Source organism: Pseudomonas sp. UBA6323 (assembly GCF_002439135.1).
In the GTDB taxonomy this organism is placed as follows: domain Bacteria; phylum Pseudomonadota; class Gammaproteobacteria; order Pseudomonadales; family Pseudomonadaceae; genus Aquipseudomonas.
This window is the reverse complement of sequence record NZ_DJSX01000035.1, coordinates 22904-42140: the sequence shown is the minus strand read 5'-3', so window position 1 is coordinate 42140 and position 19237 is coordinate 22904. Positions and strand designations below refer to the sequence as shown.

22 protein-coding genes are annotated in these 19237 nt (G+C 63.5%); 7 read left to right on the top strand and 15 right to left on the bottom strand.

Features of this window, described 5'->3' with window-relative positions; translation table 11 throughout:
* Positions 1-229 precede the first annotated feature (229 nt).
* From B3P22_RS08135 to B3P22_RS08125, 3 genes are all read left to right on the top strand, one after another.
* Positions 230-1066, top strand: coding sequence for a hypothetical protein (locus B3P22_RS08135; protein ID WP_252857212.1), 837 nt, complete (start codon positions 230-232; stop codon positions 1064-1066).
* 124 nt (positions 1067-1190) lie between these two features.
* Positions 1191-2012 carry a type IV toxin-antitoxin system AbiEi family antitoxin domain-containing protein gene (locus B3P22_RS08130; RefSeq protein WP_104726998.1) on the top strand — a complete coding sequence of 274 codons (822 nt, stop codon included), beginning with the start codon at positions 1191-1193 and terminating at the stop codon, positions 2010-2012.
* Positions 1996-2931 (top strand): nucleotidyl transferase AbiEii/AbiGii toxin family protein, encoded by a 936-nt coding sequence (locus tag B3P22_RS08125; protein ID WP_116618464.1) that lies wholly within the window; start codon positions 1996-1998, stop codon positions 2929-2931. The genes B3P22_RS08130 and B3P22_RS08125 overlap by 17 nt, the downstream gene beginning before the upstream one ends.
* A gap of 313 nt (positions 2932-3244) precedes the next feature.
* Here B3P22_RS08125 and B3P22_RS08120 read toward each other — a convergent pair whose 3' ends face one another.
* From B3P22_RS08120 to B3P22_RS08050, 15 genes are all read right to left on the bottom strand, one after another.
* Entirely contained in the window at positions 3245-3532 is a 288-nt protein-coding gene (locus B3P22_RS08120) for a HigA family addiction module antitoxin (protein ID WP_003116607.1), read from the bottom strand.
* Between the two features lie 17 nt (positions 3533-3549).
* Positions 3550-3828 (bottom strand): type II toxin-antitoxin system RelE/ParE family toxin, encoded by a 279-nt coding sequence (locus B3P22_RS08115; RefSeq protein WP_019339397.1) that lies wholly within the window; start codon positions 3826-3828, stop codon positions 3550-3552.
* A 95-nt stretch (positions 3829-3923) separates the two neighbouring features.
* Positions 3924-4157, bottom strand: a complete 234-nt coding sequence (locus B3P22_RS08110) for a DUF2274 domain-containing protein (protein ID WP_100549554.1) — start codon at positions 4155-4157, stop codon at positions 3924-3926.
* A complete protein-coding gene (locus tag B3P22_RS08105) occupies positions 4154-5419 on the bottom strand; it encodes a TrbI/VirB10 family protein (protein ID WP_100549553.1) in 1266 nt (421 codons plus the stop codon). Before B3P22_RS08105 ends, B3P22_RS08110 begins: the two co-directional genes overlap by 4 nt.
* A 2-nt stretch (positions 5420-5421) precedes the next feature.
* Positions 5422-6408 carry a P-type conjugative transfer protein TrbG gene (gene trbG, locus B3P22_RS08100; RefSeq protein WP_104727886.1) on the bottom strand — a complete coding sequence of 329 codons (987 nt, stop codon included), beginning with the start codon at positions 6406-6408 and terminating at the stop codon, positions 5422-5424.
* On the bottom strand, positions 6405-7112 hold the full coding sequence (gene trbF, locus B3P22_RS08095) for a conjugal transfer protein TrbF (protein WP_100549551.1): 708 nt from the start codon (positions 7110-7112) through the stop codon (positions 6405-6407). The genes trbG and trbF overlap by 4 nt, the downstream gene beginning before the upstream one ends.
* Positions 7113-7124: 12 nt before the next feature.
* On the bottom strand, positions 7125-8285 hold the full coding sequence (gene trbL / locus B3P22_RS08090; protein ID WP_100549550.1) for a P-type conjugative transfer protein TrbL: 1161 nt from the start codon (positions 8283-8285) through the stop codon (positions 7125-7127).
* Positions 8282-8467 carry a hypothetical protein gene (locus tag B3P22_RS08085; protein ID WP_100549549.1) on the bottom strand — a complete coding sequence of 62 codons (186 nt, stop codon included), beginning with the start codon at positions 8465-8467 and terminating at the stop codon, positions 8282-8284. The genes trbL and B3P22_RS08085 overlap by 4 nt, the downstream gene beginning before the upstream one ends.
* 12 nt (positions 8468-8479) lie before the next feature.
* Positions 8480-9214, bottom strand: coding sequence for a P-type conjugative transfer protein TrbJ (gene trbJ, locus B3P22_RS08080; protein WP_104727884.1), 735 nt, complete (start codon positions 9212-9214; stop codon positions 8480-8482).
* Positions 9211-11640 (bottom strand): conjugal transfer protein TrbE, encoded by a 2430-nt coding sequence (gene trbE / locus B3P22_RS08075; protein WP_104727882.1) that lies wholly within the window; start codon positions 11638-11640, stop codon positions 9211-9213. Before trbE ends, trbJ begins: the two co-directional genes overlap by 4 nt.
* A gap of 10 nt (positions 11641-11650) precedes the next feature.
* Positions 11651-11923, bottom strand: a complete 273-nt coding sequence (locus B3P22_RS08070; RefSeq protein ID WP_003116617.1) for a VirB3 family type IV secretion system protein — start codon at positions 11921-11923, stop codon at positions 11651-11653.
* A complete protein-coding gene (locus B3P22_RS08065) occupies positions 11920-12261 on the bottom strand; it encodes a TrbC/VirB2 family protein (RefSeq protein ID WP_104727880.1) in 342 nt (113 codons plus the stop codon). Before B3P22_RS08065 ends, B3P22_RS08070 begins: the two co-directional genes overlap by 4 nt.
* Positions 12233-13201: a P-type conjugative transfer ATPase TrbB gene (trbB, locus tag B3P22_RS08060; protein ID WP_104727878.1), complete on the bottom strand. Its 969-nt coding sequence runs from the start codon at positions 13199-13201 to the stop codon at positions 12233-12235. Before trbB ends, B3P22_RS08065 begins: the two co-directional genes overlap by 29 nt.
* 59 nt (positions 13202-13260) lie before the next feature.
* Positions 13261-13695, bottom strand: a complete 435-nt coding sequence (locus B3P22_RS08055; RefSeq protein WP_104727876.1) for a CopG family transcriptional regulator — start codon at positions 13693-13695, stop codon at positions 13261-13263.
* On the bottom strand, positions 13692-15683 hold the full coding sequence (locus B3P22_RS08050) for a conjugal transfer protein TraG (RefSeq protein WP_104727874.1): 1992 nt from the start codon (positions 15681-15683) through the stop codon (positions 13692-13694). The genes B3P22_RS08055 and B3P22_RS08050 overlap by 4 nt, the downstream gene beginning before the upstream one ends.
* Before the next feature lie 435 nt (positions 15684-16118).
* Here B3P22_RS08050 and B3P22_RS08045 point away from each other — a divergent pair, with 435 nt between their 5' ends.
* From B3P22_RS08045 to B3P22_RS08030, 4 genes are read left to right on the top strand one after another with little or no spacing between them, the layout of a single operon-like run.
* A complete protein-coding gene (locus B3P22_RS08045) occupies positions 16119-17063 on the top strand; it encodes a chromate resistance protein ChrB domain-containing protein (protein ID WP_170961164.1) in 945 nt (314 codons plus the stop codon).
* Positions 17064-17070: 7 nt separating this feature from the next.
* Positions 17071-18417: a chromate efflux transporter gene (gene chrA, locus B3P22_RS08040; protein WP_371920564.1), complete on the top strand. Its 1347-nt coding sequence runs from the start codon at positions 17071-17073 to the stop codon at positions 18415-18417.
* An 11-nt stretch (positions 18418-18428) separates the two neighbouring features.
* Positions 18429-18752, top strand: coding sequence for a rhodanese-like domain-containing protein (locus tag B3P22_RS08035; protein WP_104727870.1), 324 nt, complete (start codon positions 18429-18431; stop codon positions 18750-18752).
* Between the two features lie 13 nt (positions 18753-18765).
* Positions 18766-19218 (top strand): chromate resistance protein ChrB domain-containing protein, encoded by a 453-nt coding sequence (locus tag B3P22_RS08030; RefSeq protein WP_116618466.1) that lies wholly within the window; start codon positions 18766-18768, stop codon positions 19216-19218.
* Positions 19219-19237 lie beyond the last annotated feature (19 nt).

Below are 19237 nucleotides of genomic sequence, written 5' to 3'. Positions count from 1 at the left end.
CAGATGACCGTGGAATCCGCAGGTCTGGCGCAAGGGAGATGTTCTTGGTGCTGTTTCTCGACCGGTACCGAAGGCACCTGCACCGCGCAAAATCAAACCCGAACAGCTCCGCATTTCGCGATCAAGGCAGCACCCTGTTGTCGTGGGGGCGTATGAGGTCTTTGAGCATGGGCGAGTCATCGACCAGGGGTTCCTCAAGCCAGGTAGGCAGCGTCTGGTGGATGTCGTGGTGACCAAGCCTCAGCTTGAGCCGGCTCTGAAACTGGCGAATCAGCTGTTTCTCAAGCTGGAAGCTGCCGGCCATCGCGTGATGTTTGCACCGAGTGACCGAACCTATGCCCGGGCCTCGTTTGATGAGCATGAACACCCACCCAAGAAGCCAATGCACCGGCATCCGGCGTTGTGGTCACCATCCAAGCCCACAGTGGTTTTCGTCGGGACCGTTGCCATTGGGTTGACGTTATTTGAGATGACTGAGGAACTGGAGGCCCGCTACATCGATGGCAAGTACATCCCCACCTCCAAGATACCGTCGCAGCAGATGCGCCGCTTAAGCCCAACCTGGAACTGGTCGACGCGCATGGACTTTGCGACCGGCCGCCTATGCATAAGGGCGTTCTCGCCATATCCGTGGACTGATTGGTCTCAGAGTTGGAAGGAGGCTAAGCAAGGCTCGCTACGCGGCCAGCTGGATGAGATCGTCCAGCAGCTCACGGACGCCGCGCCTGTAATTGCCCGATTGGTAGAGGAGGCCGAGGAACAGGCGAGAATTCGTCAGCAGGAGTGGAAGGAGCAGATATGCCGGCTCGAGGAGAGGCAGCAAGTTCGACGGGAGAATGAGGCAAGAGAGCAGGCGAGGGCTGATTTGTTGAGTGCCATCAAGCAGTGGGATGACATAAAGCGGATCCAGGCCTTTTTCAGTGATGCAGAGAGCTCCGCATCGAATCTGCCCGAAGCCGAGCGATGCATTGCTATGGACAAGCTCGCTCAAGCGCGTGAGCTTGTTGGCGAACTGGATCCGCTACAGGCGTTGCTGGAATGGAAGGGGCCTAGGGAGCGCCTATAGCAATGTTCAAGAGTTCCTTGTGTGGTTTATAAAAACTAAATTTTGCTCACTATTGGTGAGTATTTTTTAGATTTTCTAAACCATCTTCTTGCTGAAGGTTTAGAAAAGCTCTATTTTGCTCACTATGAGTGTGCAAAAGTCTGAAAAACTAAACTCCTTGCTTGCAGGGCTCGGCGACAGCGACTTGGTATCCAGTAGCTGGTTGAAGGCTCATGGCTACAGCAGCAACCTGGTAGCGCGATATATCGCGAGCGGCTGGCTGGAATCGCCTGCGCGTGGAATCTATCAACGACGAGGCGGACGTCTCACCTGGGCTGCTGTAGTGCACGCGCTGCAGGAAGGAGAGCGATTGCCGCTGCATGTTGGCGGGCGTTTTGCCTTGGCTTGGCATGGGCACGAGCACTACCTGCGGTTGGGCGAGCGTGAGAGGGTCACTCTATATGGCCCTGGAAGCCTCCCTGCCTGGGTGGAAAAGCTTCCCTTGAAGGCAGAGGTGGTGCTGTGCGGCAAAAGCCCATTCAATCTGCCAGCATTGTCATTCAAGGCCGACATGGATGACGAAGCCCTAAGGAATCTTGGGCTCGAGTGGGTGGATGCTGATGGCGACCGCGGCCGCATCGTAGTCGCGACACCTGAGCGCGCAATCCTCGAGCTGTGTGATGGCGTGTCGGACGCGTCGCTCGTTTATGAAGTGGATGCGCTGATGCAGGGCGCGGACACCCTTCGTCCCCAAAGGGTAAGCATGCTGCTGCGACATTGCACCAGCATAAAAGCCAAGCGCTTATTTCTAGCCCTCGCAGAACGCCACCAGCACGCCTGGGTGGATCATCTCTCGTTGGACGGCGTCTATCTCGGGAAGGGGAAGCGTTGTCTGGTTCCCGGTGGTCGCTTGAACCCAACCTACCAAATAACCTTGCCGGCGGATCTTGATGAGCACCTGGGATAAGCGCTACACCGACCGAGTCCAGTTGTTGGTGGAAATTTTGCCGACCTTGGCGAAAGAAACACGATTTGCCCTCAAAGGAGGGACGGCGATCAACCTGTTCGAGCATGACTTGCCCAGGTTGTCTGTGGATATCGATCTGACTTGGTTGCCGATGCAGGACTATGCGCAGGATGCTGGTCAGATCTCCGATGCATTAGAAAGTCTGGGAAGGGCACTTGGCTCTGCGTCATTAAGGCTACAGGTACAAACATCGGCGCCAGAGAGAGGTGGCTTCATAAACAGACTGATAGTGAGTCGTGGACGAGCCCGAGTCCAAATAGAAACGACTCCGGTGATGCGCGGTTCCGTGCATCCGGTACGGACAATGGTTGTCCAGCCGCAGGTCCAAGAGGCCTTTGGCTTTGCCTCGATCCAGGTGCTCGACTTTGCGGATCTATATGCGGGGAAAATGGCAGCAGCATTGTCGAGGCAGCATCCGCGTGACCTGTTTGATATCGGTTTGCTTCTGGCCGATCCGCGCACAGATGAGCGACTTTGGCGAACCTTCCTGATCTACATGACCTGTAGCCCGAAACCTGCCTGGGAGATGCTGGTTCCCAATGAACCCAAGGATTTCGAGGCGATATACCAGACCCACTTCCGTGGTATGACTGCAGCCCCTGTCAGCTCAGAGATACTGCTGGAGCACCGCGCCAGGCTTCTTCGACAAATTTCAGAGTGGCTTACCCCGCAGTCGAGAGCATTTCTGGAATCCGTCGAGATGGAGAATCCAGATTTTGACTTGATCGAGTTGCCACAGGCAGCAGAGCTACCTGCGGTAAAACGGAAACTGCAGAATCTTGCTTTACGATCAGCTGCGAAGCGGGCTTCCGACCATTCTCAGTTGCAAGCGGTCTTCGAGATGTTTGATCGTCGGTAGTGTTCGCGGACTGCCCAGCCGTTGTTATTTCGGCATGGACTGAGTGGGCGTCGCTGAAAAGGCTAATCCCTCAAAGCCGGATGTGGATAGCGGCGCTCGGTGGCGCGACGAACACTTCAGGCTATTGCCTTGGCTTCTCTAATGAGTTTCGCTTCTTCGAGTACCTTGCGATGGCACGCTCAGCTGCTGCACCATAAGCAGCGCGCTTGGCTGTATCAGAGCTGTTTCCTGAAGAAGGTCGACAGCGGGCTTGAATTGCGCCCAAGGGCCTTTCCTTTCATCGACGTCGCCTCCCTCGTTCTTCCATACGGAACTAAACAATCGCAGCAAATCGCTCGATGTGCGGCTGTTCGCGATGCCTGGCTTGCCAAAGGTCGTAGTCGGCTTGCACTCCGAGCCAGGTGCGAGCTTTGCCGATGCCGGCCAACTCTAGGCGAACAGCCAAATCCGGACTGACCGGCGCATGGCCGTGCAAAATGCGAGACAGGGATTCCCGCGCAAAGCCAAGGCGGCGGGCAAGTTCGGCAATGCTGATGCCCAGTTCGGGGAGCACATCCTCAAGCAGGGTTTCACCAGGGTGTGGTGGGTTGAACATGGTCATGGATAACCCCCTCCTGTTTAGTGGTAGTCAAGGTAGTCGACGAGCTCGATGTCGCTACCCACGAATCGAAAGATCACTCGCCAGTTTCCGTTGACGGTGAGTGACCAGAACTCTTCCAGTTCCCCTTTGAGGGGATGTAGCCGCCAACCGGGGATGTCGAGGTCGGCGGGTTCATTGGCTCTATCCATAAAACTCAGCATTCGGCCCAGGCGCTTTGCGTGGTCGGCCCGAATGCCTTTGGTTGAGCCAGATTCAAAGAAAATGCGTAGACCTTTGTGCCGGAAGCTTACAATCATAGTGATGAGTGTGATGTATTGGGTCACGGTTTTCAACCGTGTGTGGGTTTTCTTCCGTTGTCATCACGGCAGCTGGGAGGGGGAATGCAGACTTATCAATTGCCGGTGCAAGATTGTGTATTTGTTCTCCTGAACACCCGATCCCTCGCCATAAAAGCTTCCAGCATGTGCGGGATGAGCGTCAGGGCGTCGACCTCTTCGCCATAGGTATGCGAATGCAGTGCCGCGTAGCGCTCGAGGTCGGCCTTCAGGGTGGCCGGGCAGGTGAAGGTCAGCTTCAGGTTCTCGGTTTTCGGCAGCGGGCCGAGACGCAGCTTGGTCGTGCTCATTGCGGGTTCCTCTGTTGAGTGGAGAAAGGTTGATAGGGGCGCAGTACCAGGTCGCGGTTGACGATTACCCGGAGTGGTAACCCGGGGCGCTGGGTCAACGTGGGCTGGATATCGAGGTTACGGCGGGTGACCTCCTGGCCGACCTGATTCACTGTGTCTTGCAGGCTGTCGCGTCCGGCGATGATGATGCGGTCGCCATCGGTGCGACTGGTCGGTGCCGCCAACTCTGCACCGATGCCCAGCAGGCTTGTCATGGCCGCGCCGGCGACGATCCGATCCCAATGCCAGTCGACGCCATCCTCGAGACCGGCATAGCCGGCGGCATCGGTACCGACCAGGTTGTCGAGCTGGAAGGACGAGGTGTCCGGCAGGATCACTCGCTGCCACACCACCTGCACGCGGCTTTGTCCGTAGCTCACCTGGCTGTTGTAGCGGCCCAGCAGGCGCGAGTCCTGGGGAATCAGCACGTGCTGACCGGTGGCACTGTCATAGACCGGCTCGGTCACCGTGGCGATCACGTCGCCGGGTAGATCCGACTTGATGCCAGTTATCAGTGCCGCCGCGATGATGGTGCCGGCCATCACCTGGTAAGGCGACTCAGGCATCTGCAGCAATCCGGAATTACGGATTTGTGCGTTTACGGATTTACTGAGAAACGCCTCGTTCCGCTCCTGCTGCGTTGGTGTTCCTGATATTCCGCCTAGTGCGTCCGTCGAGGTCATACCCGGAGTCATGGGAACTGTTTGGGCGACACCGTCGGATGCGACGCTCGATTTCCTCGCGTTGCTGGTCTGGAAAAACACCGAGGACTGCGCTGCTTCCTCAGCTTCCTTGAGCAGGGCCAGGCGCTCTGCTTCGGCGGCATCTGGCCCATGTCCATAACCTTGCGCCTGCTGCTCCGCCCTGAGGATTGGCCCGCCCAGATCGCCGGGCAGCGGCGGCCCCAATTGCGGCACCTCGGGTGCAGGGGGAGGCGGCAGCTGCGAGTAGTCTGCCGGCAACTGCTCCAGCCCCTCGGAGCGTGCCACTCGGTCGACGTTGTATAGCTCGTTCGGCTCTGCGCCCTGGCGGCGCTGCTGCGGTTGCAGCGACCACAGCATGGCTCCTAGTACCGCAGCCGATAGGCCGCCCACCACTACCGCCAGCATGCGTGGGTTGAGGCGGGTGACAGGGCGAGGCTTGGCGCGCAGCTCCAGCGACTCCGGCGCCTCCTTGGTCGGTAGCGAGGTTGCCGCGTTTTGGTCGTTATCCTTACCCGTCATGCTCAGCGCCTCCGTGCCACGCCGTCGGTGCGCTCGATCCGCACCACGTCACCCTTGTCGGCGCCTAGGCGCAGCTCGGCCGCGCCGAACAGGCGATCGACGATGTAGTAGGGCGAGCGGAAGCGGTAGTTGACCAGCTGCCCGTCACCTTCGGGGCCAATTACGAACAGCGGCGGCAGCTCGCCTTGGGCGATACCGGCGGGGAACTGGATATACACCTTACGGCCGTCATCGAAGGCGCGCAGCGGTTTCCAGGGCGGATTGCTACCGCTGATTGCATAACGAAAGCGCAACTGCTCTAGCGCCAGGCCGGCGTCCACCGGCGCCGCGGCCTGGGCGGCACTGGCACGGCGTTGCAGGGCGAGCATGCGATCCTTCGGGTAGTCCCAGGACACCGACGCCATCCAGGCCTGCTCGGTGGAACTCAGCTCGATCAGGTAGGTGCGGCGCGTGGTGGTGATCACCAGGTTGGTCTTGAGATCGACCCGCGTCGGTTTGATCAGCACGCTGGTGCGTAGCTCGTCGCCGCTACCACTAGTGGTGTCACCGACGATCCAGCGCACGGTGTCGCCAGCGGCCACGGTGACAAGTTCCTCGCCAGGCTGCAGGTTGATTGCGGTCACCCGTCCTGGGCTGGCGTAAACCTGATACAGCGCGCCATCGGAGTAAGGCCAGACCTGGATGGCGTTGATATAGCCCTCGCGGCTCGGCGCGACTCGAGCGTCGCGATTGGCACGCGAGACCCGCACTCGCTCATCGGCCGGTTCCTTGGCGGGTTTGCTGGGTTGAGTTTCCGGCAGTGGCTTGAGCTGTGCGGGCAGGGCCAGGGGCTTGGGTACTTCCACCACTTCGATGGGCTTGGGCGGCTCCGGCAGGCGCTGCGCTTCTATCGGTTCATCCAGCGCTATCACTGGCGGTTCCTGGCTGGCGCAGCCGGCCAGCACGCTCAGCAGCAAAGGGCAGAGGCAGAGGTTCAGGGAGGTTTTCATGGTTTCTTGGCTCCTTCCGTAGTGTCCAACTCGCGGCTCCAGGACAGGCCGTTGACGTAGATGCCGAGCGGGTTGCGGCGCAGCTTTTCCTCGGTGCGTGGAGGTTGCAGCACCAGCGAGATCACCGCGGTCCAGCGCTCCAGGCCGGCGGCTGAACCATTCACGAAACGGCGTTCGATCCAGCGCACCTGGAACGAGCTATCGCTGGCGCGCACCACGCTGGTGACCTCTACCGACACCGACTCCTTGCCGACCCGGCTGAAGGGATCGTTAGCGCGGGCATAGTCGTTGAGGGTGGCTGCGCCGCGGTCGGTGGTGGAGTGATAGGCCTCCAGCCAGTTTTGCCGGACCACTACCGGATCGATCGATAGCGAACGCACCAGATCGATAAAGCGCGCCAGGTGATGCGCGATCTGCGCATCCTGGGGCTGATAGGGACTGGCGGCTTCGCCGACCGCGCGTACCTGACCAAGGTTGTCGACCTCCACCACATAGGGCGTCACCGTCGACTGCGCCGAACGCCAGACCAGCCCGCCTGCCATCAGCAGCGCCAGGCCCAGGCAACCGAAGGCCATCAGTCGCCAGTTGCGTGCCTGCGCCAGGCTGCTGCCCATGCGCAGATCCCAGGCCTGTGCCGCTGCCTGGTAAGGGGTGACAGGTTGAGGGGTGTCGCTGTAGCGCACCCGTGGGCGTCTGAATCGCATCCTCGTCCTCCTTTACGAATTCGATGGGTCGCGGATCTGCGGCCCAGGTGATGAACCACCGCCATCGCCGCCGCGCAGGGTGTGGGCGACTGTGCTGGTGGCCTGTGAGAGTTGTTGTCTGCGCTGCAGGCGCCTGGCCCAATCGGGCTGTTTGGCTGGGGCTGTTGCAGGATCGGAAGCTGCTGGGGCGCCATTTGCTGCAGCGCTGGAAGAAGCTCCTGCCAGAGAGCGAGCGCCGCCCATTGCCAAGCGCGCTGCACCGGGTGCCATACGTGCGCCGGCCAATACCGCGCCGCCGACACCTGTGGCGACTGCAGCAGCACCAGCAGCCATGCCCGCCGCGCCTAGCGCGGTACCGGCTGCTGCACCAGCACCCAGTTGCGGTGCGCCGGAGACCAACCCGGTGGCAATGCCCGGCCCGAAGATGCCCAGGCCCAGCAGGGCCAGCGAGGCGAGCATGACCACCAGCGCATGGTCGATGGAGGGCTCGTCCGGCATAGCCTGGAACTCGGCGAACAGCCCGCTGCCAATGCCGACGATCACCGCCAGAACCAGCACCTTGATGCCGGACGCGACCACGTTGCCCAGCACCTTCTCGGCGAGAAAGGCGGTCTTGTTCCACAGCGCAAAGGGCACCAGCACGAAGCCGGCGAGGGTGGTCAGCTTGAACTCGACCAAGGTCACGAACAGCTGAATGGCCAGGAAGAAGAAGCTGACGATCACCACCAGCCAGGCCAGAAACAACACCAGGATGCTGTGCAGGTTACTGAAGACTTCAGGAAATCCGCTGAGGCTGCTGATCTGCTCAAGCAGTGGCCCTCCGGCATCAACCCCAATCGCGGCCAACCGCCCTGGCTGCAGAAACTCCGCATGACTCAACCCGGAACCCGAGGCCAGCAGACCCAACCCGGCGAAGGAGTTGAAGACGATCTTCGCCAGGGCATTGAAGTTGCCAATGATGAAGGCGAAGGCGCCGACATAAAGGATCTTGCGGATCAGCTTGGCGCTAACGTCCTCACCGCCCATGGCCCAGAACAGCCCGGCCAGGGTCATGTCGATCACCACCAGGGTCATGGTGAGAAAGGCCACCTCGCCGCCGAGCAGCCCGAAGCCGGTGTCGATATACAGCCCGAACACCTCGAGGAATCGATCGATCACGCTGACGTCGTTCATTGCGCGTCCTCATCGAAACTCGGAGGGATCGCGGGCAAGTCGGTAAGCCGCAGAAACTCGCCGTGCCGAGCACAGCCGGAGTAGAAGCGCTTAGTCGCATCGGCTTGCTTAGCCATGACGCCGTTGTCGCCTTGTCCGCAGGCGACCAGCACCAGCAGCGGCAGCAATGTCAGGTATCTCATGGAGTCGCCTCCCTACCGATAGAACTGCACGGGGTAGGGGGTGTAGGGCGTGCCGTTGCCCATAAAGCGTCTCCGGCGTTCGCGCGCCTCTTCGGCCGCAGCAGACTGACGGGCAAGCTCCAGGGCGATGGCGCGGTTCTGGGTGATCTGCAGTTGCTGTGCCTGGATCGACTGCTTGGCCTGCAGGGCCAGCAACTGATTGGTGGCCTGGGCAGCCTGCAAGGCACCTCCCGCCGACTGGCTCTGCTGCACCAGGGCGGCCAAGGCGCTTTCATCCTCGGCCAGGCTCTGTGTCACCTGAGCCTGCACGCGCAGCGCCGTATGCAGCCCAATGAGGCCCTGCTGCCAGCGCTCCCGCGCTTCTTCTGCCAGGCGCTGGCTGCTGACATCGTTGGTGTACTCGTTCGGGTAGAGGCGGCTGAACTCCTGATCCAGGCGCTGCACTTCGTAGGCCAGCCCTCTCGCCTCGGCGAGCAGTCGCTCGGTGTTGGCCAAGCTCGCGCGCAACTGGCTGATCACGTTGTAGTCCAGGCGCTGCAGATTGCGGGCCTGGTTCAGCAGCATCTGGGTCTCGTTCTGCAACTGGCGAACCTGATTGTTTGCCATCTCCAGGGTGCGCACCGCAGTCAGCGTGTTCTGCACCAAGTTGGTCGGATCGATTACGGTGAAAGCGCTGGCCGGTTTCACGGCCAGCAGACCCAGTACCAGCAGCGTTGCGCAGGGAAAACGGTGGACAGAGGATCTCATGGCAGGCACTCCTTGCGTGACGAGGGATAAGCGGTGAGCAGGTCGGCGGCCCAGTCCAGGCCGCGGTGACGCAACCAGGCAGGGGCGAAATCGGCGGCACCGGACGTCTGCAAAATGCGGTCGATCTCGCGCTGCTCGGCCGGGCTGGCCGAGGCGGCGAAGGCCAGCGTCACCGGCCCCAGGTCGAGGTCGAACAGGCGGTTGCCCAGGCGCGACTGGTAGTAGTAATCACGCTTGGGCGTGGCCTGGGCGATGATCTCGATCTGTCGGTCGTTGAGGCCGAAGCCTTGGTAGATGTCGCGGATCTGCGGTTCGCCCGCCAGCGGGTTGGGCAGGAAGATGCGGCTGGCGCAGCTCTCGATGATTGCCGCAGCGATGCTGGAATCCTTGATGTCGGCCAGCGACTGTGTGGCGAAGATGACGCTGACGTTCTTCTTGCGCAGAGTCTTGAGCCACTGGCGGATGCGCGCGGCGAACAGCGGATCGTCGAGAAACAGCCAGGCCTCGTCGAGGATCAGCAGGGTCGGCGCGCCGTCGAAGCGCTCCTCGAAACGGGCGAACAGATAACTCAGTACGGCGGCCGCCGCCGCCTTGCTGTGCATCAGCTCCTCCATCTCGAAGCACTGCACGTCGGCGCTGCCCAGACGATCCTGATCGGCATCCAGTAATGCGCCATGGGCACCGCCCAGCACGTAGGGTTGCAGCGCCTGGCGTAGGGCGTTGTCCTGCAGCAGCACCGACAAACCGGTCAACGTGCGCTGCGCCTCCGGCGCGCCGGCCAGGCTGTCGAGTGCCGTCCACAGCGCAGCCTTCTGCTCGGGGCCGACGGCCACACCTTCCTGCAGCAGGCGAGCCTCCAGCCACTCGGCGGCCCAGGCGCGGTAGCCGGGCTGGTCGATGCGCGCCAGGGGCTGGAAGGCCAGGTCTCCGTCGCCTCCAAGGTCGTAGTGCTCGCCACCCAGGCCCAGCACCGTTGCGCGCAGCGAACGTCCCATATCGAACAGAAACAGGCGTGAATCCGGGTAGCGGCGAAACTGCAGGGCCAAGGTCGCCAGCAGCACTGACTTACCCATACCGGTAGGGCCGGCCACCAGCGTGTGGCCGACATCGCCAATGTGGGTAACCAGGCGAAACGGTGTTGCGCCATCAGTGCGGGTGATCACCAATGGCGGGCCACCCAGATGTTCGTTGCGTGCCGGCCCAGCCCAGACTGCCGAGACCGGCATCAAGTGTGCCAGGTTGAGCGTGGAGATCAGCGGCTGGCGGACATTGGCGTAGGCGTTGCCGGGGATCGACGACAGCCAGGCCTCCACCGCGTTGAGACTCTCGGCGATGGTGACGAAGCCACGGCCTTGAATCACTCGCTCGACCCGGCGCAGCTTCTCGTCGGCGACCTGAGCGTCGGCATCGCTCACCGTCACGGTGGCGGTCACATAGCCGAAGGCGACCTGGTCGGCACCGAGTTCCTGCAGCGCCGCATCGGCATCGCTGGCCTTGTTCGCGGCATCGCTGTCGAGCAGTGGGCTCTCCTGCTGGAAGATCGCTTCGCGCAGCAGCGCCAGAACACCCTTGCGCTTGGCGAACCACTGCCGACGCAGGCGCACCAGTTCCTTCTCGGCCTCGTCCTTGTCCAGGCAGATAAAGCGGGTCGACCAGCGATAGGCAAAGCCCATTCGGTTAAGGTCGTCCAGTACGCCTGGCCAGGTCGAGGTCGGGAAGCCTCGTACCGACAGCACGCGCAGGTGCTGCTCGCCCAGGCGTGGCGCCAGGCCAGTGGTCAACGGACTGTCGGCCAGCAGGGCGTCGAGATGGAAGGGCACCTCGGGTACCGCCACCCGCTGGCGATGGGTCGAAATCGTGGTATGCAGGTAACTCAGCGTCTGGCTGTCATCGAGCCAGGCGAGCTCCGGCATTACCCCGTCCAGCAGGTCGAATAAACGAGCCGTCTCGGCGACGAAAGCAGATAGTCGTTCGCGCCAGTTGACGTCGCGCTGCGCCCGGTGCTCGTAGAGCAGGCCGGCGGCGCGCGAGCGCGACTCCTCCGGCGGCAGGTAGAGCAGCGTCAGGTGATAACTGCTCTCGAAGTGGCTGCCCAGAGCTTCGAATGCGGCTCGGCGCTCCTCGTCCACCAGCCAGGACAACGGCTCGGGAAAGTCGCTGTCAGGGTAGTCGGCGGCCGCCAGGCGCTCGGCTTCGACAAACAACGCCCAGCCCGATCCAAGGCGACGCAGGGCATTGTTCAGGCGCGCTGAGGTGGCCACCAGCTCGCCTTGGGTGGCGCTGTCCAGGTCTGGCCCTCGAAAGCGCAGGCTGCGTTGGAAAGAACCGTCCTTGTTCAATACGACGCCGGGTGCGACCAGGCCGGCCCAGGGCAGCCAGTCGGCCAACTGTACGGGGCGGCGCTGGTATTCGGTGAGGTTTAGCATGGCGGCCTCCTCACACATCCAGCAGCGACGGCTGCTTGATGTGCCGGGCAAACACCTGCAGGAACTGCGGGTCCAGACGGGCACCCCATACCGCCAGCGAGTGACCTACCAACCAGAGCGCCAAGCCAGGCAGCCACAGCTGTAGGCCCAGGCCTACCACTGCCGCAAGAGTGCCGTTGAGGATCGCCACGTTGCGCGGCGCGCCACCGAGCAGAATCGGCTCGGCCAGCGAGCGGTGCAGTGGCACCTCGAAACCGGGGATGAGTTCGCGCTCGCCGTTCATGCGATCACCGCCCCGCCGGCAAAGCTGAAGAAGCTGAGGAAGAACGACGACGCGGCGAAGGCAATCGACAGGCCGAAGACGATCTGGATCAGCTTGCGAAAGCCGCCGCTGGTGTCGCCGAAGGCCAGCGTCAGGCCAGTGGTAATGATGATGATCACTGCGATGATGCGAGCCACCGGACCCTGCACCGAATCAAGGATCGATTGCAGCGGTCCTTCCCAGGGCATGCCGGAGCCAGCAGCGAGCACCGGCAGGGAAGCGCTCAGGCATAGAGCACCGAGGATCACGGCGCCGATGAAGCGACGACGATTAGCAACGCAGAGATGGCAGGCAGTCATGGCTGTTTTCCTGAGGTAGCGAAGGAATGAATGCTGGGGCGATGGACGTGAGTTGATAGCCGCGCTCGTCATAGCCGGTGACGCGGGCGATCTGCTGGACATAGCGCGTGCGGCCACGCCCGGCGAGAAACACCACCAGGTTGACCGCCTCGGCGATCAGCGCCCGCGGCGCGGTCAGGGCGACTTCCAGAATCAGTTGCTCCAGGCGCAGCAGCGCGCCCTGTGCAGAGCCGGCATGAAGGGTGGCGATACCGCCTGGATGGCCGGTGCCCCAGGCCTTGATCAGATCCAGTGCCTCACCGCCGCGCACCTCGCCGACCACCACGCGGTCGGGGCGCAGACGCAGCGTGCTGCGCACCAGATCAGCCATGGAGACCACGCCGGGCTTGGTGCGCAGAGCGACGTTATCGAGGGCCGGGCACTGTAGTTCGACCGTGTCCTCCAGCACCAGTACGCGATCGCCGCTGCCGGCCACCTCGGCCAGCAGTGCATTGGCCAGAGTGGTCTTGCCGCTGCTGGTGCCGCCGGCCACTAGGATGTTCTGCCGCTCGCGCACGGCCACGCGCAGGTACTCGGCTTGCGCCGCGCTGAGGATACCGTCGGCCACGTACTGCTGCAGCGGGATGACGCCAGCGGCGCGTTTGCGCAGAGCGAAGGTCGGCCCGGCCACCACTGGCGGCAGTAGACCCTCGAAGCGTTCGCCAGTCTCTGGCAGCTCGGCGCTCAGTAGCGGCTTGTTGCGATGTACCTCCTGGCCGACATGCGCGGCCACCAGGCGGATGATCCGTTCACCGTCGGCAGTTGCCAGCGTGCCCAGATGGGCGCGGCCAGCGGACAGGCGGTCCAGCCAAAGCACGCCATCGGGGTTGAGCATTACTTCGACAACGTCTGGATCATCCAGGGCGGCAGCGATCAGCGGGCCCATTGCCGTGCGCAACATGCGCGTACGGCGATCCATGGACGTTGCGGCAGCGCTCAGCATTGGGGAGGAGGCGACAGTCATGGACGCTCTCCCGAGACCTGAGCCTCTGCCTGAACCTCTTCCTGTACGTCCCTGACCAAGCTGCGTCCGCGCTGCAGGTGGCGCCCCAGTTGTTCGACGAACTGGCTGAAGCGCAGCTTGCCCTGCGCGCGGGCCGCCTCCTGATGCGCCTCGGGCACCGGCGTGCTGACCGTGAGGTAGTAGCGCACGTAGAGCGCCACGGTCTCGATAAGGATGTGCTGGTCGCGCTCCAGGCGCTCGAACTGACGTGACAGCCGGTCCAGGCGCTTGGCCATGGCCACCTCGCGCTGCTCGCCGGACTCGGGTGACAGCCAGGAGGCCAGCGCCGCGGCGATGATCGAGGACTTCGATACGCCCTTGGTGATCGCCAGTTCGTTCAGACGCTTGGCGTGCTCGGGTTGGATAAACAGGTTGAGGCGGGCTCGGCTCATAGGGCTATTCCATCGTCAGGGTCGAGGGCGGCCAGCCGCGCCACGCGTTGCAGGCGTGGGTCCGGCTGGGTGGGGAAGGGGGCGGGAATGTCGTCTTCGTCGAGCAGCAGCAGGTCGTTGGTCAACTCGTCGTGATCCGGCAACTGGGCGAGCTCCGCTAGTTCGGGCTGACGGCGCGGGCCGCCTTCCTCAATGGTTTCGTCATCGCTCAGGTCGGCCGGCGACACGGCAACGGACGCAGGCACGGTCAGGCCGCTCCAGTCGTCCGCTCGTGGCGCCGGAGCGTCGGCATAGCCGCCCGGCTGCAAGCGCGGCGCTGGCAGCACGCGGCTCTGGAAGTTGGCGTCGGTGAAGTAGCGCAGCTTCTTCGCCCGGATCGGCGCCAGGCCGGAGAGCATCACCACGGCCTCGTCGCTGGGCAGTTGCATCACCTCGCCCGGCGTCAGCAGCGGGCGCGCGGTTTCCTGGCGCGACACCATCAGGTGGCCCAGCCAGGGCGCCAGGCGGTGGCCGGCATAGTTGCGCTGCGCTCGCAGTTCGGTGGCGGTGCCCAGGGTCTCGGAGATGCGCTTGGCGGTGCGTTCGTCGTTGGTGGCGAAGGTGACCCGTACATGGCAGTTGTCGAGGATCGAGTGGTTCTGGCCGTAGGCCTTGTCGATCTGGTTCAGCGACTGCGAGATCAGGAAGGCGCGCAGCCCATAGCCGGCCATGAAGGCCAGGGCCGTCTCGAAGAAATCCAGCCGCCCCAGCGCTGGAAACTCATCGAGCATCAGCAGTAGTTTGTGCCGGCGCTCGATGCCATCCGAGCCGTCGAGCGACTCGGTCAGGCGCCGGCCGACCTGATTGAGGATCAGGCGAATCAGCGGCTTGGTGCGGCTGATATCCGAGGGCGGCACCACCAGATACAACGACACCGGATGCTCGGCCGAGATGAGGTCGGCGATACGCCAGTCGCAGCGCGAGGTGACCTCGGCCACCGTTGGATCTCGGTATAGGCCGAGAAAGGACATGGCCGTGGACAGCACGCCCGAGCGCTCGTTGTCGCTCTTGTTGAGCACCTCCCGGGCGGCCGAGGCCACTACCGGATGCGGTGCATCACCCAGGTGCGGTGTGGTCATCATCTGGTGCAGGGTCAGCTCGAAGGTGCAGGCCGGATCGGAGAGGAAGTTGGCAACGCCGCGTAGGGTCTTGTCTTGACCGGCGTAGAGCACGTGCAGGATGGCGCCGACTAGCAGCGCGTGGCTGGTCTTCTCCCAGTGGTTGCGCCGCTCCAGTGCGCCCTCCGGGTCGACCAGGATGTCGGCGATGTTTTGCACGTCGCGCACCTCGTGGGCGCCACGGCGCACTTCCAGCAGCGGGTTGTAGGCGGCCGAGGCCAGGTCGGTGGGGTTGAACAGCAGGCAGTGGGAGAAACGTGAGCGCCATCCCGCGGTCAGGCTCCAGTTCTCGCCCTTGATGTCGTGGATGACCGCCGAGGCCGGCCAGGAGAGCAGGGTGGGTACCACCAGGCCGACGCCCTTGCCGGAGCGCGTCGGCGCGAAGGTCAGCACATGCTCAGGGCCTTCGTGGCGCAGGTACTGCCCATCGCACTGGCCGAGGAACACTCCCGCGGACTGGGTCAGGCCAGCCTTGCGCACCTCATCCGCATCGGCCCAGCGCGCCGAGCCGTAAGTGGTGACGCGGCGTGCCTGGCGCGCTCGCCAGATCGCCATCCCGATGGCCACCACCAACGCCAGCAGACTGCTGCAGGCGGCGATGCTGCCGCCGACGTTGAAGACGTCCGGCGCATAGGCATCGAAGACGAACCACCACTCGAACAGACGCCAGGGGTGATACACCGGCGTGCCCAGCAGTTCGAACCAGGGTGCCCCCAGGCGAGCTTGATAGCCGAGCGCAGCAGCCGTCCACTGCGTGGCACCCCATACCCCGGACAGGGTAATGGCCAACACCACCAGCACTTGGCCGTACAGAACCGTTGTTGCATGCATCCCTGAACCCGACCTCCCAGACAAAGCACGCGGCACGCCGATGTGCCGCGGGCGAAAGGTTCGGTACTGGGGGAGGAGGGGTCAAAGACCGTTTCGGCGGGGACTAAGAAGGTTGGGACAACACAGCATACTGTGGCGATTGGCGGATAAGCTCAGCAGGGTATCGACCCGGCGACAAACGCCCAGAGGCGTTGCTGACGAGCAGCAGAAATGCAGCCATGGCGTGCAACAGCCAGGGCGAGAGGCAGGGGGTTCTACCCCCGTTAGCACGGACACTTTCGAGTAACCACGGCTGTCGCGCGTAGCAAGACATCTTTTACAAGCTGTGTTTCTGTCTGGCCGTTGAGTTTCTGGCTTAACCGTTGATCGGGCGGCTTCTCCTTGGCTGATAATCAAGATACTGTAGAGATCGAACGATTTTTGTGAGATTGCTACATGGGTGATTGGCTCTGCTTGGTCATGGCTTTGCCTACAGCCAATGCCGCCGAGCGCATGCGCGCCTGGCGAGCGTTGAAGGGGGCAGGGGCCGCGGTGCTGCGCGATGGGGTGTACCTGCTGCCGGACCGGCCGGGTTGTCGAGAAACCCTGTCGGCGGTCGAACGCGACATTCTCGACAGCGAGGGTTACGTCTGCCTGTTGCCGGTATGCGACCCGCAGGGTGAGCGCTTCATTCCCCTGTTCGCGCGTGCGGAGGACTACGCCAAGCTGCGTGCAGAGGTAGATGCACAGCTCGCGCAACTGGCCCCTGACACCGCGCTTGCGGTCATGCGCCAGGCTCGAAAACTGCGTAAGGCCTTCGCTCAGGTCCAGGACATCGACTTCTTCCCCGGGGCGGATCAGCAGCAAACCGACGCCCAGTTGCGCGAGCTGGAGGTTGCGATCAGTCGCGCGCTGTCCAGAGACGAGCCCTGCAGTCACGAGCAGGAGATCGAGCGACTGTCTTCGGCGGAGTTTAAGGGGCGGGTCTGGGCCACGCGTCACCGGCCCTGGGTCGACCGCTTGGCCAGTGCCTGGCTGATCCGGCGCTTCATCGACCCGGCGGCGCGCATCCTCTGGCTGCCGTCTGCGGACGATTGCCCCGCCGACGCTCTGGGCTTCGATTTCGATGGTGCGCGCTTCAGCCATGTCGGCAACCGCGTCACCTTCGAGACCCTGCAGGCCAGCTTCGCACTGGACGTGCCCGGTCTGCAGCGCATGGCAGCACTGGTGCATTACCTCGACATCGGCGGTGCCCAGCCTGCCGAGGCCGCCGGCGTGGAACGGGTGCTCGCCGGCCTGCGGGCCAGCCTGGAAAACGACGATCAACTGCTGGATGCCGCCTGCGCCATCTTCGATGGCTTGTTGGTGGCCTTTGGTAAAGAAGGACAGAACGATGACTGAGACGATTATGCAACCCGATGAGCAGGCACTGCCGCGCCGCGAGTCCGTCAGTTTCTGGCGGGCCCTGCTGTTCTGGCTCAAGCTCGGTTTCATCAGCTTCGGCGGGCCGGCCGGGCAGATTGCGATCATGCACCAGGAACTGGTGGAGAAACGCCGCTGGATTTCCGAGCGGCGTTTTCTGCATGCGCTGAACTACTGCATGTTGCTGCCCGGCCCGGAGGCCCAGCAGTTGGCCACCTACATCGGCTGGCTGGTGCACCGCACCTGGGGCGGGGTGATCGCCGGGGTGCTGTTCGTGCTGCCGTCGCTGCTGATCCTGATCGCCCTGTCCTGGGTCTATATCGCCTTCGGCGACGTGCCGCTGGTGGCCGGGATCTTCTACGGCATCAAGCCGGCGGTGACCGCCATCGTGCTGCAGGCGGCCCATCGCATCGGCTCGCGTGCACTGAAGAACAACTGGCTGTGGGCCATCGCCGGCGCCTCGTTCGTCGCCATCTTCGCCATCAATCTACCGTTCCCGCTGATCGTGCTGGGAGCGGCGCTGATCGGTTACCTGGGCGGGCGTTACGCGCCGGCCAAGTTCAGTGTCGGCGGCGGCCACGGGGCGGCCGACAAGTCTTGCGGCGCTGCGCTGATCGACGACGACACCCCACCGCCGGCGCATACCCGCTTTCGCTGGTCGCGCCTGGCGCTGATCCTGCTGGTGGGTGCGCTGCTCTGGCTGTTGCCGATGGGCCTGCTCACCGCGCTGTTCGGCTGGGACGGCAGCCTGACGCAGATGGGCTGGTTCTTCACCAAGGCCGCGCTGCTGACCTTCGGCGGCGCCTACGCGGTGCTGCCCTACGTCTACCAGGGCGCGGTCGGCCATTATGGCTGGCTGACGCCGACGCAGATGATCGACGGCCTGGCCCTGGGCGAGACCACGCCGGGGCCGCTGATCATGGTGGTGGCCTTCGTCGCTTTCGTCGGCGCCTACGTGCAGCCGGTGTTCGACGGCGACTCGGCCTTCGTCAGCGGCGCGCTGGCGGCCTGCCTGGTCACCTGGTTCACCTTCCTGCCGTCGTTTCTGTTCATCCTCGCCGGCGGGCCGCTGGTGGAGTCGACCCACGGCGAGCTGCGCTTCACCGCGCCGCTGACCGCGATCACCGCGGCGGTGGTCGGGGTGATCCTCAACCTGGCGCTGTTCTTCGCTTACCACGTGCTCTGGCCGCAGGGCTTCGCCGGCAGTTTCGACTGGCCCTCGGCGCTGATCGCCCTAGGCGCGGCCGTGGCCCTGCTGCGCTTCAAGCGCGGGGTGATCCAGGTTTTGCTGGGTTGTGCCCTGGTCGGGCTGGCGGTGCATCTGCTGCGTTGATGGAGGCAATCATGGCGCGTATCTCGTTCTGCGAACTGGCCGAGTGGCAGGCTGCCGGCCGTACCTTCACCCTGCTGGATGTGCGTCGCGCCAGTGTGCGTCAGGCCGATGCGGCGCAGATCGCGGGCGCCCGCTGGCGCGATCCGGAGGCCTTGCTCGCCTGGAAGGATCAGGTGCCGCGCGACAGACCGGCGATTCTCTACTGCGCCCATGGTCACGAGCTCAGCCAGGGCTGCGCCGCCACCCTGCGCGCCATGGGCCTGGATGCGCGCTACCTGATCGACGGTTTCGCCGGCTGGCGTGCGGCCGGTCAACCCCTGCAAACGCTGGAATGAGTGTGAGGTGCGTATGAAGTGGATTACCCGTGAGCGGCCGAAAATCGACCGCATCGCCTGTCCCTGGCTGATCAGCCGGTTCATCGATGCCGACGCCGAGTTTCTCTACGTCGCCAGTGCGGACGTGCTGCGTCTGTCACAGGAGCTGGAGGCGGTGCCCTATGACATTCCGGGTGTCGAGCTGTCGCACCTTGGCGAGCAGTGCAGTTTCGACGCCTTCCTCACCAAGTACCGGCTGCAAGAGCCAGCCTTGCAGCAACTGGCGGCCATCGTCAGGGGCGCCGACACGTCGCGGCTCGACCTCACCGCGCAGTCGGCCGGTCTCTATGCGATTTCCCTGGGGCTGTCGCACTGTTTTGCCGACGACCACGAGATGTTGCGTCATGGCCTGGTGCTGTACGACGCGCTCTATGCCTGGTGCACGCACTGTCAGGGCGAGTCGCACAACTGGCCGCCAGCGCTGTGAGGCGGCCGGTCTTGGCGGG